At 34.6% G+C, this 15,042-nt stretch carries 10 protein-coding genes; 1 reads left to right on the top strand and 9 read right to left on the bottom strand.

Going from position 1 to position 15,042, the window contains the following annotated elements; all coding sequences use genetic code 11:
- Nucleotides 1-167: 167 nt before the first annotated feature.
- Together B1R93_RS15120 and B1R93_RS15115 are read right to left on the bottom strand one after the other, a co-directional pair.
- Nucleotides 168-1,367, bottom strand: a complete 1,200-nt coding sequence (locus tag B1R93_RS15120; RefSeq protein ID WP_165763837.1) for an MFS transporter — start codon at nucleotides 1,365-1,367, stop codon at nucleotides 168-170.
- A 391-nt stretch (nucleotides 1,368-1,758) separates the two neighbouring features.
- A complete protein-coding gene (locus B1R93_RS15115; protein ID WP_088104807.1) occupies nucleotides 1,759-3,981 on the bottom strand; it encodes a glycoside hydrolase family 2 protein in 2,223 nt (740 codons plus the stop codon).
- 812 nt (nucleotides 3,982-4,793) lie between these two features.
- On the opposite strand from B1R93_RS15115, the gene B1R93_RS15110 reads away from it, so the two are divergent.
- Complete coding sequence (locus tag B1R93_RS15110) at nucleotides 4,794-6,467, top strand: methyl-accepting chemotaxis protein (protein ID WP_088104806.1); 1,674 nt, start codon at nucleotides 4,794-4,796, stop codon at nucleotides 6,465-6,467.
- A 363-nt stretch (nucleotides 6,468-6,830) separates the two neighbouring features.
- On the opposite strand, the gene B1R93_RS15105 is transcribed toward B1R93_RS15110, so the two are convergent.
- From B1R93_RS15105 to B1R93_RS15075, 7 genes are all read right to left on the bottom strand, one after another.
- Entirely contained in the window at nucleotides 6,831-7,484 is a 654-nt protein-coding gene (locus B1R93_RS15105; protein ID WP_088104805.1) for a response regulator, read from the bottom strand.
- Between the two features lie 374 nt (nucleotides 7,485-7,858).
- Entirely contained in the window at nucleotides 7,859-8,098 is a 240-nt protein-coding gene (locus B1R93_RS15100; protein WP_088104804.1) for a ferredoxin, read from the bottom strand.
- 78 nt (nucleotides 8,099-8,176) lie between these two features.
- Nucleotides 8,177-8,935 (bottom strand): SDR family NAD(P)-dependent oxidoreductase, encoded by a 759-nt coding sequence (locus B1R93_RS15095; protein WP_088104803.1) that lies wholly within the window; start codon nucleotides 8,933-8,935, stop codon nucleotides 8,177-8,179.
- 115 nt (nucleotides 8,936-9,050) lie between these two features.
- Nucleotides 9,051-10,304: a cytochrome P450 family protein gene (locus B1R93_RS15090; protein ID WP_088104802.1), complete on the bottom strand. Its 1,254-nt coding sequence runs from the start codon at nucleotides 10,302-10,304 to the stop codon at nucleotides 9,051-9,053.
- Nucleotides 10,305-10,392: 88 nt separating this feature from the next.
- The gene (locus B1R93_RS15085) at nucleotides 10,393-11,397 is read right to left on the bottom strand and encodes an NAD(P)/FAD-dependent oxidoreductase (RefSeq protein WP_088104801.1); all 1,005 of its coding nucleotides are present in this window, start codon (nucleotides 11,395-11,397) and stop codon (nucleotides 10,393-10,395) included.
- A gap of 518 nt (nucleotides 11,398-11,915) precedes the next feature.
- Nucleotides 11,916-13,112: a sensor histidine kinase gene (locus B1R93_RS15080; protein WP_088104800.1), complete on the bottom strand. Its 1,197-nt coding sequence runs from the start codon at nucleotides 13,110-13,112 to the stop codon at nucleotides 11,916-11,918.
- Between the two features lie 382 nt (nucleotides 13,113-13,494).
- Complete coding sequence (locus tag B1R93_RS15075; protein ID WP_088104799.1) at nucleotides 13,495-14,793, bottom strand: glycoside hydrolase family 1 protein; 1,299 nt, start codon at nucleotides 14,791-14,793, stop codon at nucleotides 13,495-13,497.
- Nucleotides 14,794-15,042: the final 249 nt, after the last annotated feature.

Here is a 15,042-nt window from a genome sequence, read left to right as displayed (position 1 = left end):
CTTAGATTTTACATAAGCGAACATATCATCTAAGATTTTGTTTCCTTTAGGGTCTTTTCGTATATCAGCCATGACATCCCTAATAGAATAATATCCCTCGGGACTGTTCATTTCTGGGTCATTATATCTTACTATTTGCGCTGAACACAGGGTTCATACCCCCTAATTTAAGAATTTTGTCTCTCATTCACTTTATTCTCAACAACTGTTTGTCTCAATCCAGAAACGTGTTTTCTTATCGATTTAATGAAAAAAGTAACCGCTGCAATCAATATACTTATGGTCAGAAATTGATACGTAAATTGAATCGTTGTATTACCAAACAAAACACCTATTGAGTCCAATAAGATAGGTGATAAAAACTGGCCTACAAATATCATACTCGTAACAATGGCCATAGCATGTACAGTTTGTGTTGGAGCTACTTGACGTGAAACTTGATCCATTATACTAGGCAGAATAATCCCAAGTCCAAAACCACACATACCAACTCCTACACCCATTAGTAATGGGTCTTGTGCTAAGCTAATAATGCCAAATCCAGTTGCTACCGAAAATACTAGTGCGGCAATTAAATAGTATTGTAAGAGTCTTTTTACTTGTGCTATGACCAAACCTGCAACAAACCCTGCTGCTGTCGAAGTGGCTGCAATCAAACCAGCATACCGTGCATCACCAATCTCTTTTTCAACCATGTATAAAGCAATGTTTGATTGAATCGAGAACATCACCAAAACTACCATTAATGCTCCTAGTCCATACAGATATATGCTCCCTGGTAACCTCAGTTTAACACCATCAGGTGAACGCTTAAGTGGATTTATTTTAGGTAAAAACAAATAAACAAGGATGATGGAAACCACCGCGAGTAAATATACACCAAAGACAACTCTCCAGTTTAGCGATGCCAAAAATCCAGATGCAGTAAACAGGATGACACCTCCAAGGTTTGTGCAAGCCATTACTTGCCCCATGGTCTTCGTTCTTTCCTCACCATCAAAAAAATCAGGGACTAATGACGTTGATATTGGTAACATACATCCAACACCAATTCCTAAAATCCCACGGCAAATTAACATCATTTCAATGCTAGATACTAGCCCACCTCCGACTCCACCTATTATATATATAATCATTCCAACTAATAGAATATTTTTTTTGGAAAAACGACTAGTTAAATAACTAGACACAAAAATGAAAGGTATAATCATAACCGAAGGTAAAGTTAACAAGAGTTTAATCGTTGTTTCACTAGCATTCGGAAAGGCTAGTGATATTTCTCCTAGAGCAGGAGATATTGCAGCACCTGCCATAATAGTTAAAATAGATATTGAAAAAATGGCCAGTTTTAATAAGTTTTTATTCATTATTCCCCTACTTCCTCTTCTTTTCATTTTCTAACTTATTCATTCACATATGCATTAACAGCTAATTGCTCCATTAAATAGTTACCAATTAGCTAAGGCATACAAAGAAAAGAAAGAACAATTGCGTGAAAAGTATTTTCATCAAAGTCTAGCATGATCATAGGGGTCATACCCTCCTCGTGAACATTTGTCCATTTGAAGGGGCTGACCCCAGATACAAATCTATCACTTCGTCTTTCGACAGGCTCTGACCCGCAATGTGTGCAAATTTGTATTTGTCTCTAAATAAGATCCAAAGTATAATTCACACCGAAAGGCATAGAAAATAAACATCTCTATGCCTTCTGCTTACTTGATTAAAATACTTAATTTCTTTAATGATAAAACTAAACTAGTCGTTTACCTTTTTAATTTTATTTAATGATTTATTGATTTCCACAACCATTGACTCAGGAATAGAGCCTCCTGCTTGTTTAATTAGTGCTTCAAGAGTCATAGCATTCATTATTCTAGCCATGGATTCAGACTGTTTCACATTTTTTGCCACGTCTCCTCGTTTAGACTTTACAAAATTCATCATATCGTCTAGGACTTGGGCTCCCTCAGGACTTTTCCGAATATCCCCCATTACGTCTTTAATAGAATAATAGCCCTCAGGTTGGTTCATTTCTGGTTTGTCAAACCAATTGATAACATCTCGTCCTACTAATACATAATTTTTATTCTTTTCTGCCACTTTTCTTATCGTGATTTCATCTGAACAATTACCTGCTTTTACTTCAATTCTATGCTCGCCCTGAAGTTTCAGTTTGAATGTAAATACTTTATTACCACTCTGCTTTTCTACTAGTTCGCCGTTATTATATAATTCAACAGCGTCATAACTTGAGTACACTTTAATTTCTGTTTCTTCTTCGTGACGATCTACATAATTTCTTCCACATACATGTACAAAAGGTTCATTATTCCAATACGCCTTGTAAAGATAGAACGCATCCTTCTTATACTTTCTATCAAAAGTGACTAGCCCCTTCTGGTTTATTCCGTTCTCTCCACCTTCATCACGACCGTCTGCAGCGAAGTCAAACATATTCCATACGTGTGTTGACCAAAGATAAGGACGGTCCTCAAACATATTAAGCATATGTTCATGATATACTGTCTGATATTGTTCTGTATAATCCCCTTTCTCAGGAGTTGGGGTTTGTAATCTAGGGTTAGCATCGGCACCATATTCAGAAAAACCGATTATTTTATCGGGATATTTTTCATGGAAGTCATCAAAGAATTTATCATTATCCGTTAGTTCTCCTAAATACCAACCATAGTATACGTTATAAGACATAATATCAGGTAAGAATACTAATGGTTCATCAATTTCAAGCATAAAAGCATGGGCCATAGTTGTTGGTCTAGTACTGTCCAGGCTATGTGCCAAATCATTTAAGATCTTATGGTTGTCGATTAAATCATCCGTTACACCCGGAACAGTTATTTCGTTTGATAATCCCCAACAAATGATTGATGGATGATTATAGTTCTGTACGATTAATTCTGTCAACTGCGTTATCGTATTCTCTCTTCCATTAGGCATATGTTCCGTGATATACGGTATTTCAGCCCATACAATCATTCCGTATTCATCACATAAATCATAAAAATACTGATCATGCTGATAATGGGCTAGACGAATTGTATTTGCACCTATTTCCTTTATAATATCCATATCCTCTATCATCATTTCTCTGGTAATAGCGTTCCCAACACCTCTTCTGTCTTGGTGACGTGAAACACCTCTAAGTGGATAAGGTCTACCATTTAAGATAAATCCTTTATCCTTATCAAAAGAAAATGTTTTACATCCGAAACGACTATCTACCTGATCGATAACGTTCCCATTTTTTATAAGCTCTGCTTTTGCTTCATATAAATATGGGTCATTCAGTCCATCCCATAAATGAACTTCTGCTATTTCAATAGTACCCACAGCAACTCCACCAATAACAGGTACTTCAATTAAACCCACGCCCTCGATTGTATAACGAACACCCTCAGCTTCTCCAGTAATAAATGATTTTAAAGTTACAACTGCAGTTTTATCATTTATTTCCGAAGTTATTTGTAGACCTCTGCCCCCATAGTAATCCATATCAAAATGATTTTCAGATACTATTACCATGTACACATCACGATATATCCCACCGTAAAAGGTAAAGTCAGCTTTTTGAGGATATACCCTATCATTAGGTCCATTATCAACGGAAACAACCAACTCATTCTCTTCTTTTAAGACTTCTGTGATGTTTACTCTAAAAGTTGAATAACCCCCATCATGTGTTGCTAGTTTAGTATTATTCACCCATACTTCAGCTGTAGAGTTTGCACCTCGAAATTCCAAATATACCTGGTCACCAGGATTTATCTCCGGCTTATAAAACGTCTTCCCATACCAACAAGTTCCCCTGTAATAATCATTACCTCCATCTTGTCCGTCGATGGCATTCCATGTATGAGGAATGTTTACTTTCTCTCCTGATGCCTTAAATACTTCCTCTTCTCCAACATTTGCTTTTACAAACTTCCAATTTTCATTAATTAATATGTTTTTTCTCATCGTACCCTCTCCCAAACCTTTTTTTATACATTTTTCCCCTCTTCTAAGGGCTAACTCAATTAAATATTATCCGTTTGATAGTTATCGTAACATTACTTTCTTTAAACAATATGGTAATTTGGTAATATTTTTAGTGTAATTAAGTAGCGTTATAATCATAATTGAGAGACACACTTTTTGATAAAAAATCAAAACCATCCGTGAGATCGAGTGGTTTGCTCGACGGCTGGAAGTCTTTGTTACTGAACAAACCCTAAAGAGCTACTGAACGGTTCTCCATGTGTACTACTTATACTGGTCAGACCTCAAAAGCCTTCTCCCCGTTATTACTTTTTTCTTCTCTTCTTTTTTACTTCCTCTCCCGAACAATCTATGATGTTTATTTAGTAATTTCAAAGGATAGTTATATTGAAAAACCCTAAACTAATAAAGAATAGTACAGATCGGTCAATCCTACAACTTATTCTCAATACATTATTGAACTCAAACCAGCCAAATGCTGCATAAATAAAATTCTAGCTTTTTGAGGGCGCCATCACTGGACTTTTTATTTTATTTAAGATCTATAAGCCTTTATTAACTTAAATCAGCCAATTTTGTTTTATTTATTTGTGATAGTAATGACCAGTAGAATCACACTACAAACCTGTGTGATGTTATTACTCCCTTTAATAAAAATAATACGAAATTACTATAAAAAGGACTTAGAATATCGGAATATAATATTTAACTGAGATAATATTTTTCAGAATAAAGATTATCAATACACCAATAAGGAACTTAGAAAATAATCACAAGGCAGGAGGACTTAAATGAATATAAGAAGAAAATTATTATGTAGTTTTATAACCACCTTGATTTCTCTGGGTATAATTACCTATTTTACTAATTCCGCTTTCTCTTCTATCGATGAGTACTTAGTAATAAACAGTGAAACAAATGAGAAAATTAAACAATTTAACGAAATGGAAAATGCCTTATTTGATTTAAATCTTACAATGACAAAGTATATTGTAAAAACAGATTCTAATTTAAACGTTAAATCAGAGGAATTGAATCAACAGTTTCATAAACATGCTAATAAATTATTGGCATTGGGGATTGATAATGCTACTAGAAGTAAAATAGAACAATTTATTAGATTGGAAGGTCAATTATATCAAATAGCTCAAGAAATGACTGTCATTCAAGAAAAGGATTACACGATGGTAACTGAGCAAAGTAGTGTTCTTATAGCTGATGCAATGGAGCTTGCGAACCAAATTAGAGATATACACCAATCTGATTTAGATAATACACAGAGTGCTTTAGTATTTATGACTCAATTTAGTAATAAGGTGATAACAGCTATAAGTATCTTAGCATTTTTTGTCGGTTTATTTATGACTTGGTATATTAGTAAAATTATTTCTAAGCCTTTGAAGCAAATTGCTGTTGCTGCTGATGAAATTAGTAATGGTAATTTATTAATAAAGGAAGTCAATGTGAAGAATAGTGACGAAATAGGTCATCTTGCTTCTTCATTTAATAAAATGCTACATAATCTTAGATTATTAATAGCGAACGTGAAGGATACATCAAATCAAGTTGCTGCTTCCTCTGAACAATTAATAACAAGTGCAGAAAAAACCTCCTCCTCTTCAAGCCAGGTTACAACAGCTCTTCAAGAGGTGGCAAGCGGATCTGAAATACAAGGGGGCGCTGTAGAAGACACTGAAAAAGCAATAAATGATTTATCAAAGGGAGTAAACAGAATTATCTCAACAGCATCTTCTCTAACAGAGGCTACTTCCACTGCATCAAATCAATGTAATTTAGGAAATGATATGTTAAAGGAAGTCACAAAACAAATGAATACAATCAACTCTTCTACTGCGGAGACGAATCAACTAATTATTGAACTAGATAATAACTCTCAAAGAATTGGTGAGATTATTAATGCAATTACTGAAATTGCTGAACAAACAAACTTATTAGCGTTAAATGCTTCCATTGAGTCTGCGAGAGCAGGGGAGCACGGTAAAGGATTTGCTGTTGTAGCTAATGAGGTTAGAAAATTGGCGGAACAATCTAGGAATTCGGCAAATCAAATCTCAAGTATAGTAAATTTCATACGAGATGATATTTTTAAAGCGGTAAAAATGACTAAGATTAGTTTAGATCAGGTTAAAGAAGGACTAAGTTTGGTTGAAGATACAGGAAGAAGCTTTGGTAATATTTTAATTGCGGTGGAAAATGTAAACGGAGAAATCCAGGTCCTATCTGCCCTTTCCACAAGAATGTCTTCGAATATGGAAGATGTTCATGTATCGATTAAAGAAGTGGCTTCCGTTGCTCAATCGGCTTCTTTGAATACAGCCGATATAGCAGCCTCATCAGAGGAACAGTTAGCAACTATGGAAGAAGTGAATCTATCCGCTATAAACTTAGCAGAAGTGGCTAAGGAATTAAAAACCCAAATAAACAAATTTAAGTTAGAAGTCTAACAGGTTTAAATTTATTAACAAAAACGTACATGTAGAATACCCCATATGTACGTTTTTTGATGATGAAAGTAGCTTTAATCAAATATGTAAGCGATACGAGAATGATTCTATTTACATGTTAATAGTTATAACCACTCTTATACTTCATTTTATTACCAGTCAGTAAAAGAAGTTGGTCCAAAATCGACTACTGAGAGTATGGGTTACCAAAAAGTCCTTTGTAAAGATTATGAATTCATTTCAAAATGTTATAGAACTAATCTTCAGTTCCTGGTCTCGTTAACTCTTTTTTAGATTTACTTTTTCCTATGAAAACATTAACAAAGGATTCATCTGTAAATCAGTAATATTTATATATTTTTGTTATAAAGTAATATAACCTCGCTTGATTGCAACAGAAACAGCCTCAGACCTGGAATCAACGCCCAACTTATTATAAATGTTTGTTAAGTGTGCTTTTACTGTTCGTTCGGCAATTCCCATATCAAATGCAATCTCTTTATTCCGGTACCCTTTTGAAACAGCTCGTATTATAAATAATTCCTTTTCCGTTAAAATTAACTTTTCATTTCTATCATTAGCATTCTTTTGCTGGTCATTTTCTCGCACATTTAAAATTTTCATCATAATTTCAGGTTTTATTAGTGTATCTCCTCTTAATGCGGACTCAATTGTACGAAATAAATCATCTCTGTTCGTATCTTTTAATAAATATCCTTTCGCACCTAATTGAATCGCTTTTACCATTAATTCATCTTCATTATAAGTAGTGAGGATAATGATGGGGATATCAATTTGTTTGTGATTTAGGTGTTCAATTGTTTCTAATCCACTCATAATTGGCATATTTAAGTCTAATAGAATAACATCTACTCTATTCCTTTCTAGAAGTTCAATAGCTGCCTCACCATTTTCTGCTTCACCTATTATTTTAAAGGATTCATTTGTTTCTAAAATTAATTTGAGTCCTTCCCTTACAACTAAATGGTCATCCACAATTAGAATATTCTTTTTCAAACTTCTCACCTTCCTAACCTAGTGGATTTCTACCTTATCACTTGTTCCAGTATTTATGGTCCTTGTAATTTTAATGTTACCATTTAATAACCGCTCACGCTTATTAATATTCTTTTTTTAATCTAGCTGTCTAACAGTATAAAAAAAAGATGACTACTGAATATACAGAAATCATCTTGGAAAAGTCCCCTTTTTAGATTATCCTTTTTAAGAACTTAACTTACACCAGTGTTTAATATTCCCAGTTTACTTTTTTACCCTAAAATTTATTAAGCTGTCTTAATAAGTTTTCTACTATTTTTTCAAGAATATTTTAATTTTTTCAGTACCCAATCATCGACAACCTATTTCGGCATCAGATTAAATCCCTATCCCTACTTAACCTGATTAAAGGGATGATCTGATACTCTAACGGAATCAGTCGGACAGTCCTCGAGAGCGTCATCCATATCTCCCCATAATTCCTCTGGTACTTCACATATACCTTTATTATTATCTATGGACACAAAAGCAATTCCCACATCATCAAAATCATAGATATCAGGTGCAGCTGCTCCACACGCACCACAGGCAATACATGTATCCTGATTTACAAACGTATACTTTGAAGCCATTTTTACCTCCCGATTATTTCTTTTAATTAAATAACTTGGTATTTTTGAATTTTTTTACGAATGAGTAGTCCTTTGAATTTATTGAGAACTCCAACCACCGTCTACAATTAACTCTTCTCCTGTAACAAATTTTGATTCGTCAGAGGCCAGATATAAATAAGCATAGGCAATGTCATTTTCCTCCCCTGCATGCGGAGGTAATGGTATTGTATTAACAAATGCTTGACCAAGTTGTTCTTGTGAAGTTACACCATATTTCTTTGCAGCACCTGTTAAAATCGCTCCAGGATATACGGAATTTACTCGAATATGACTATCAGCAAAATTAATTGCTGCATGTTTAGTGAGACTGCGAACTCCCCCTTTAGCCGCACTGTATGCTGCAGCTCCACTGTCAGCTCCTCCAACGATTGCTGCTAAAGAAACACAGTTCACTATTGAACCTTTATTCATTTTCTGCATATAAGGAATCACTGTTTTCATACCTAGCCAAACAGATGTAAGATTTAAAGCTAGAGCTTTATTCCATCCCTCTAAATCCTCATCTAATAAACTTTTATGAACTGATACTCCAGCATTATTAACCAATATATCTATTTTCCCATAGTTTTTTTGAGCTTGTTCACTGACATCTTTCCATTGCTTCTCAGAAGTAACATCTAACTTCAGCGTAAGTACGTTCTCCTGTTGATTTGAAAATTCCTCTTTTAAATTTTCCATTGCAATGTCAGTAGCCACTATTTTAGCTCCCTCTTTTGCAAATAATTTTACTGCAGCTAAGCCCATTCCACTCGCTGCACCTGTAATAATGGCAACTTTGTTATCTAAACGTCCCAAAATTCACACCTCCATTTTTAACTAAAACAATACTTATAAAAAATTAGATTATATAGAGGCAAGATAGACAGAATGCGCTCCTTGCCTCAGTTAACTCATTAAATATCATTTCCCCTTAAAAAGAAACTGGAAGTGTGGAGAGACCTTGGGCGGCTAGCTTAAAATGCCAATTGACATTCTCCCTAGGGATGTTTAGTTGAAGATTTGGCATGCGTTTGAGTAAAGTGGTAAATGCAATATCTCCTTCCACACGGGCCAGAGGTGCGCCTAAGCACATATGAACCCCCTGCCCAAAGGCAAGATGACGTTTTATTTTGCGCGTCACATCTAAATCTTCAGAGTCTGAAAAATGTTGCTCATCTCGATTCGCTGATTTCAATAAAGGTAAAATCATATCCCCTTTCTTAATCTGTTGTCCACCAAGCTCAAGATCCTTTAGTGCATAGCGTGGTCCAGCGGTTGTTGAAGGGCCGTTAAATCGCAATAACTCTTCTACTGCTGAAGGGATTAAGCTGTGGTCGCTCTTAAGTTTTTCTAATTGTTCCGGGTGGTCAAGTAAAATTAACGTGCCGGTAGAAATCAGGGTTGAAGTGGTCTCGTGTCCAGCAAAAATCAATAGCTGTAACATCGATATAAGCTCTTTTTCGTCAAGACGATCTCCTGCCTCTTCTATTAAGATTAATTGACTGATTAAATCATCAGAAGGCTGTTTCCGTTTGTGGACTACGAGTTGCTTAATATAGTCACCGAAATCTTGTAGGCTTTGAGCAGTTTTTGGGTCAACAGTTCCCAGTCCAAGACCATTGGCAATCCCTTCTGACCACTTATGTATCTTTGCATGGTCGGATTTAGGAACACCCATCATGTCTGAAATTACATTGATTGGTAAGGGATTAGCATAATCTTTAACAAGGTCCATCTCTCCTCTATCTTGAACCTGGTCAAGTAACTCATTAGCTATTTTTTGAACACGTGGACGTAAACTTTCCATATATCTTGGTGTGAAGGCTTTGGATACTAATGTACGTAGTCGTTTGTGATCAGGCTCATCAATAGCGTTCAGGGAACTAGATAGAAACAAACTCGATGAATCAGTATTGCCTGTTAAAGATTTCTTGATGTTGCTATTTTTATCAATGGATTTAGGGTCAACACAAAAATGCTCTTGGTCTTTAAGTACTTTCATCGCCTCATCAAGATGTGTAACAATCCACGCTTGTTTTTCGGATTCCCCCATTGGGAACGGTAGTCGTATAACTGATCCCATTGCTCTCGTTTTTTTGAATATCGGAAATGGATCATCTCCACTCTTTCCACTTAGCACTCCTAGTATTGCTTGTTCTGGTGAAATTTGATTTGAATGGTCCATGTATAAACCTTCCTTTCTCAAAATGTTCTATAGAAGAAGTTCCACTAAAACTCTCATCCATTTACTATTGAAAATATATTTTCTTACATCAAATACATTTCTTTTCCATGATACTTGTACTGTGCAATGGTTGTACTTTTGCTGTTGGTTCAATGTAAACCTTTGCGTTACTTACAGCAGTGGCAGCTTCTCCAAAACCTGTTGCAATGAGTTTTATTTTCCCGTCATAAGTACAAATATCACCTGCAGCGTATATCCCCTCAATATTTGTTTCTTGTTTCGAATTTACAACAATCGAATTTCCCTCGATATCTAGATCCCACCCCTTGATAGGTCCAAGCGATGAGACAAATCCATAATTTACGACCACATCATCTGCCTCAATCTCTTTTTTGTTATCTCCTTTTGCATTTTTAAGAATAACTTTTTCTAAAGTATTCTGACCTTCTAACTTAACTGGTACAAAAGGTGTGAGAATCTCTACTTTTGATTTTTCAAGAAGAGACACACTATGCTCATGTGCACGGAATTTTTCGCGTCGATGAACGAGTGTAACTTTTTCAGCAATTGGCTCTAACATTAAAGCCCAGTCAACTGCTGAATCTCCTCCACCAAAAATAACGACTTTTCTATTAGAAAATTGATTTAGATCTTTTATAAAGTAATGCACATTCGTTGCTTCTAGAGTTTTCGTTACCTCAATTGGTAATGTTCTAGGCTGAAACGAACCATTTCCTCCAGTAATAATGATTGATTTTGAAAGATGTATTCCTGTTTCTGTATGAATGACAAAAATCCCATTAACCTTTTCAATCTGCTGAACTTCTTCCCCAAAACAAAGCTCCGTTTGTTCTTTAAACAGATTTATTTGCTTCTGTAAATTATCAATGAGTTCTTGAGCGCGTACTTTTGGAAATCCCGCAATATCGTAAATGTATTTTTCAGGATATAATGCAGAAAGTTGCCCTCCAAGCTGAGGAAGACTTTCGATGATTTTGACCGTTGCCTTTCTGATACCTGCATAGAAAGAAGCAAACATCCCAACAGGCCCTCCTCCAATAATAGTAATATCAAACACTTCATTATTCTGCATCTTTAACCACCCCTGTTTTTATTTGATTAGGATAAATTCCTATTGATTGCTTTTAAAATTAGAACCCCTTATTGTATGAACACGTCTAATAATAAAGAGGTGCACCACGTCACATTCTTCTTATCTTCTGCTAGTTCAATATTTGATTAACTCTACTGTTCTCGTTATTCACACTCCTCATTTTTAATAGTGCTAACTGAATTAATGCACTTTCTTGACTTAACTATAATCCATATTATACGGACTAAAAGTAATTAAAAAATCGTACAATTGGGTAAATACCAAATGTACGATTGGGCATAGCTATTTATAGGCTAAATTCAATTTAACTGTAATATTTATTGTAGGTATATTTCTTTCTAACTAATCTTCTGTTCCTACTAAACTAATAAATATTATGTCTCTAGATATATTTTCCCTACATAAATATATATGTTAGTTAATTTTTACCATTAAAAGGACATATTAAACTTATGCACGATTAGCAAAACATAGTTCAATTAATACACTATGCAAGTCTAAGTAAGGGGAATTTTCATAAATACTCTTGTACCACTTCCTTTCTCACTGTTAATGTTTATTTCACCGTTTACTAATCGAACACGCTCATTTAAGCCTAAAAGTCCATAATGTCCAACCTGGCTACCTTTTTTACTACTATCAAATCCTATACCGTTATCTTCAATTAAAACTAACAAATTTCCCTTTTTAGACCAAATTGAAATCTTTGCTTCAGTAGCTTTTGCATGTTTAGCTATATTAATTAGACACTCGCTAATGACATATAAAACATGTTGTTTTATGAGGCTGGATAAAGGAGGCAACGAATCAAATGATTTTATTACAACAATGGATGTTGCATCCGTAAATTTTTTGATCTCATTATCTACCTCATGAGAAAAGTTCACTTCAGCAATTGAATCTGCTCTTAAATCATCAATTGCTTCCCTTGCTTCTTTAAGCGTCATTCTGGCTTGATTCATAGAATTTCGGACAATTTCTTTGGCACGTTCATTATTTTCATTCTGAAGATAGATATCAATTGCCTCTAGTTTCATGATTAGCCCTGCAAGCCCCTGAGCTAACGTATCATGCAAATCCCTTGCGATACGTTTTCTTTCATTAACAATTGTGAGTTCTTCAATTTTTTGATTTGCTTGCTGTAATTCAGATAGATAATATTCCATTCGTTTCCAGGCTGTAACTTGTCTCACATAAAGAATTGAATAAAAAACAGCTATTGCCATAATAAAAAATAAAATCGGAACAAAAAATGGCAATTGTTCAATACCATAATTAACGATAATTGCAAAAGAAAAAGGTAAATATAACAAAACCACAACTAAGATTACTTTGAGTGAATGATTGAATCTATGGATACTTTGCGCAATTAATATTGGTAATAAACCGATTAAGATTGGAGGAGAACCCTGTGGCATTATAAATGCTGAAATAAAAATTAGAGTACATTGTAGAAAAAAGTAAAGCCAAGCATAATGGTGCTGAAACATCCCAGAAAACCAATGTAAGGTTAGATGAAGGAACATAAATATGGTAAATAAAATAGCTTGAATGTATATAACTTCTTCCAAAAATTGTAGTACGATTGTAGATATATACACAAAAACAACCCAAAATAGGATACGATACTTATAAATTGGCAGGTGGTCAATAATAACATTATCTCCCTCTAATTGTGAGCTTTCTTTTAACATTTTCTCACTCCTTTTCACTAGACTAATTCACAATTAAAAAATAAGCAAAATAAGCCTCAATTCCTTAGAAATATAGGAATTAAAGCTTATAAATAAAAGCTACTTTCGCTATTTCATCTGGTTGTCCCAAACGCGGGTTTGTTGCCCTCCCTGGTTTTAAAACCCCAATACCGAATTCACTTACGGTTGTTACTGTTAATTCAGCAGCTTCCTTATTAATATCTAAAACTATTACTTTTATTCCCTCTTCTTCATAAACTTAGCTATTTGCTTTACCCATTCCCAGAACCTTCACCTATTACAACCGCTACTTTCTTTTTACCCACATCATCACCAGTTAACGCTATCCAAAATATTCATAGCATAAGAGTTCCCTGAAGCATTAAACACCGGATTTCTTTATTTCCCCTAAAAAAGATAAGCTCTCTTTTGGATATCTGGTTTGTGTGGAGCGGTCAACAGCAATAAGGCCAAAGGTTTGTGCATAGCCCAACTGCCATTCAAAGTTGTCAAGCAACGACCAGTACGTATAACCAATAACATTTATGCCTTCTTCCAAACATTGATGTACACCAGTTAATGCTATTTCAATAAACTCCACTCTTTCTTCATCGTAATCTGTTGAAATACCATTTTCCGTAACAATCATTGGTTTATCCCAATGTTTAGAAACAAATCGAAGGACGTTTCCTAGTGCCTCTGGGTAAAATTCGTAACCCATTTTTGTTAATCTAGTGTTTTTACTTGGTTTAACAACACCTTCTGGCCCGTGGATTTTTCGTGAATAATTTTGAACCCCTAAAAAGTCATCTCCTTCGAGATAAGGTAGATAATTAAGGAAATCTTCGTGCTGTTCTTTTTCAACAAATTGTTCCCCACCTGGTAATGCTTGATGATCATAAAGAGAAAGCGTAATTCCTACCTTAATCGATGGAGCTACTTCCTTAATAACATTTCTCGCTTTTTTGTGGCATTCCATAACGATTCGTTCACCATTTTCGGTACGGGGAGAGAGAAACGTCTGAATATTTCTAGGATCCATTCCAAAGGCCTCTCCCAGAGCCCTATAATATTTTTCCATTTTCGCTCTCATATCAACATTGAGACCCACCTGTACTTCAACATTGTTCTCTGTGTCAGTTGAAGCATTGTTTTCTTTAACACCTGTCATTCGTTTCATGATTTTCGCTATTTGTTTTCCCATATTTGCTTCATTAATTGTACAAATGTATGGGATTAAATCACCCAATTCAGAAACCACATAACGACAATAATTTCCGAAGAACTCAATCGTTGACTCACTTTCCCATCCACCCTCTGAAATTAACCACTTAGGTGAAGAAAAATGATGCAAAGTTACAATTGGAGTAACGTGGTTTTCGTGGCAAAAATCTAAAACCTTTCTGTAATGATTTATCTCATTTTTATCAAAGTTTCCTTTAGTTGGCTCTACTCGTGACCATTCAATCGAAAACCGATACGTATTTAAACCCGCATCTACTAACAATTGAATATCATTTTTAAATTTGTTGTAATGGTCAACAGCATCAAGTGATGGCTCTTTATACATGGAATCAGGAACATGCTCCATAGTCCAAAAATCACTATTTACATTATTTCCTTCTACTTGGTGTGCTGCTGTAGCAGCTCCTATCATAAAATCACTGTTAAATTTCCTCATTATTAACCCTTCCTTCAAATATATTTACTCATTCATTAACTTATCCAAGCATTATATTTATTTTAATTTTTAATAGAATCTCTCTACCAATTTTAGTAAATTTAATTGATTTTCACCTCAGCCTTTATCAATTCTCCCCACTTACTGTTTATAGTTGATATATATAATAACAATATTACATAAATCATTATGGTAATTAAGTACTTTTTTTAGTAAAATAAGATTATGACATACAATTACTTCAAAGAA

Source organism: Halalkalibacter urbisdiaboli (assembly GCF_002156385.1).
GTDB classification, from domain to species: Bacteria; Bacillota; Bacilli; order Bacillales; family Bacillaceae_D; genus Halalkalibacter_A; species Halalkalibacter_A urbisdiaboli.
The sequence above is the reverse complement of the archived record's forward strand: the minus strand, read 5'-3'. Positions and strand labels throughout refer to the sequence as shown.

What these genes read in the sequence shown, in the direction of transcription:
- B1R93_RS15120 (WP_165763837.1), bottom strand. Translation starts at nt 1,367, where the DNA reads ATGAATAAAAACTTATTAAAACTGGCCATTTTTTCAATATCTATTTTA.
- B1R93_RS15115 (WP_088104807.1), bottom strand. Translation starts at nt 3,981, where the DNA reads ATGAGAAAAAACATATTAATTAATGAAAATTGGAAGTTTGTAAAAGCA.
- B1R93_RS15110 (WP_088104806.1), top strand. Translation starts at nt 4,794, where the DNA reads ATGAATATAAGAAGAAAATTATTATGTAGTTTTATAACCACCTTGATT.
- B1R93_RS15100 (WP_088104804.1), bottom strand. Translation starts at nt 8,098, where the DNA reads ATGGCTTCAAAGTATACGTTTGTAAATCAGGATACATGTATTGCCTGT.
- B1R93_RS15090 (WP_088104802.1), bottom strand. Translation starts at nt 10,304, where the DNA reads ATGGACCATTCAAATCAAATTTCACCAGAACAAGCAATACTAGGAGTG.
- B1R93_RS15085 (WP_088104801.1), bottom strand. Translation starts at nt 11,397, where the DNA reads ATGCAGAATAATGAAGTGTTTGATATTACTATTATTGGAGGAGGGCCT.
- B1R93_RS15080 (WP_088104800.1), bottom strand. Translation starts at nt 13,112, where the DNA reads ATGTTAAAAGAAAGCTCACAATTAGAGGGAGATAATGTTATTATTGAC.
- B1R93_RS15075 (WP_088104799.1), bottom strand. Translation starts at nt 14,793, where the DNA reads ATGAGGAAATTTAACAGTGATTTTATGATAGGAGCTGCTACAGCAGCA.